Raw genomic sequence first — 2,574 nt, 5'->3', positions numbered from 1 at the left:
GACCTGATATGAGAATCGTCTGGGTTCTTGGGCTGAAAGCGTTTTAGGAATTGACCACAGGGTTGTGCTCGCCACCGCGGACACGATGCTAATCCCCATTATCCACATACGCCACTGCGTGCCGATCATCCCGTCACCTCCTTGCTCTGAAGTTAGCGAATCCGTCTTACCGTGTTTTGACAGAAAAAAAATGCGCTGAGTGCTGCTGTCGGTTGAACGATCCAACCGGCAGCAGTGCGGCGATATGGATGCGACCTACCTCCCTCCTCCCGACGACATCATCGCTTGGTGATCAGTCGCGAGCGCATCGGCTCCAATCACCGCCTGCTGATGTAGGTCTGCCAGGGCCCGGCAAGTGCGCCGCGTGCTGGGCCGGTTCGAGTTTGCCGTGCGGCTCACGATTCTGTTCATAATACCGTGCTGCATCGGCCTCCTTTTTATAATACGAGACCAAACCCGCATGGTCGTGTCAATCCATCAATTCCTGGAGTTGCCCTCCCGCACAGCCCATTAATGTGACTATGGCAATTGCCAAAAACCAGGGAACCGTTCTCCTAAGCTTCATGATGTTCCTCCGATTGTTTTGGTGCGTTGCACATTCGTTCCGACTGCCTTGGCTGAACCCGGTTAGCTATGCGCCTCCCTTCCTTCTCCTTCCGCTTTCTCTCTGGCCTGGCGGACAGTGACATCCGTCCGCCACCGCCACATGACATAGACAGCCGGGATGACAATAAGTGTCAGCAGCATCGCGGTAAAGACGCCACCAACCATCGGCGCGGCGATTCGCTTCATCACATCTGCTCCGGTGCCCGTGGCGATCATCACCGGCATCAGCCCGAGTATATTGGAGAGCGACGTCATGGTAACAGGCCGGATTCGTTCCAGTGCCCCTTGTTGGACGGTCTCATACAGATCGGAGAGCGTCCGTAGCGTGCCGGCCTTTTGTCGTCTGGCACAGGCTTCATCGAGATAGGCGAGCATGACCGCGCTGGTTTCGGCCCCGACGCCGGCCAGTGCAATCAGTCCGACCCACACCGCAATACTCATGTTGTACTCGAGGAGACTCAGCGACCAGATCCCTCCAACCATGGAGAGTGGGACTCCGAGCATGACCATGAGGGTTTCTGCCACCGATTGGAAGGTGAAGTAGTACAAGACAAAAATGATGCCGAGGGTAAGCGGAATAAAGATGGTAAGCCGCTCTCGGACCCGTTGCATAAACTCATACTGGCCTGACCAGGCAATCGTGTAGCCCGGAGGCAGTGAAACCTTCTCTTGCACTACCTGCTTCAGTTCATCGACATACCCTCCGACGTCCCGCCCGCCCATATCGACGAACACATAGCCTGTGAGCATTCCGTCCTCGTCGCGGATCATGGGCGGTCCTTGCATGAATCGGAGTGTGGCCAGCTGCGCGATGGGTACCTGAACACCGGTCGGGGTTGAAACGAGGACACGTCGCAGCTTGTCGGGATCGTCGCGCAACTCACGGAGATACCGGACGTTGATGGGATAGCGTTCACGTCCTTCGATCGTCATATCAATGTTTTCGCCACCAATCGCTGTTTCGATGATCCTGCCGACATCCATGACGGTGAGACCGTAACGGGCAATTTCTTCGCGATTGATATCAAAATCCAAAAAATATCCGCCGGAAACCCGTTCTGCGTACACGCTCCTCGTTCCTGGAACATCCTGCAAGGACATCTCCAAATGTTTCCCGATCTGTTCAATCTGCTTCAGATCCGGTCCGAAGATCTTGATTCCCACTGGTGTACGGACGCCGGTCGTCAACATGTCGGTTCTGGCCTTGATAGGCATCGTCCAGGCATTGGTGACGCCAGGGAATTGGAGAGCCCGGTCCATCTCGTCGATTAACCCCTCGTAACTCACACCAGGCCGCCATTGTTCCTTGGGTTTCAATGCGATCACCGTCTCGATCATGCTGAAGGGAGCAGGATCGGTTGAGGTATCAGCACGACCCGCTTTCCCGAACACTTGCTCGACTTCGGGGAACGATTTCAATTTACGGTCCATCTGCTGCAGCAACTTGGACGCCTCTGTGACGGAAATTCCTGGCAGCGTGGTCGGCATATACAGGATCGTGCCTTCGTAAAGAGGAGGCATGAATTCAGCCCCCATCCGTTGAAACGCAGGTATGATCGTGATAGTCAAGCCGATAGCGAGCACCACGACGGCCAGTCGATAGCGCAGCGCCAGTCGCAGGACCGGCGCATATAGCCGTTTCAACAGCTGACTGACAGGGTGAACCTGTTCTGTGATGATCCGGCCGCGAACGAGCAAAGCGAGCAGCGCCGGGATCAGTGTGATCGCCAGCAGTGCGCTTGATGCGATGGCGAGATTTTTCGTCCAGGCGAGCGGCTTAAAGAGACGGCCTTCTTGTTCCTCAAGTGTGAATACCGGCATGAATGCAATGGCGATGACCAGGAGCGAGGCAAAGATCGCCGGCCCGACTTCTTTGGCGGAATCAATCAGCACTTGGGTCCGCTCTCCCACGCGGCCCTTTCGTTCCCACTCCTCCAGCCGGCGATGTGCGTTATCCACCATCACTAT

Annotated in this window: 1 protein-coding gene; it reads right to left on the bottom strand. The window is 55.9% G+C overall.

Features of this window, described 5'->3' with window-relative positions; genetic code table 11:
- Window positions 1-627 precede the first annotated feature (627 nt).
- Window positions 628-2,574: efflux RND transporter permease subunit (locus ACWVCN_RS07425; protein ID WP_455244928.1), on the bottom strand; the 1,947-nt coding region annotated here is incomplete at its 5' end.

The sequence above is a fragment of the Petrachloros mirabilis genome, from assembly GCF_975968855.1.
Note: the sequence above shows the minus strand (reverse complement) of the source record. Positions and strands in the feature narration are given on the sequence as shown.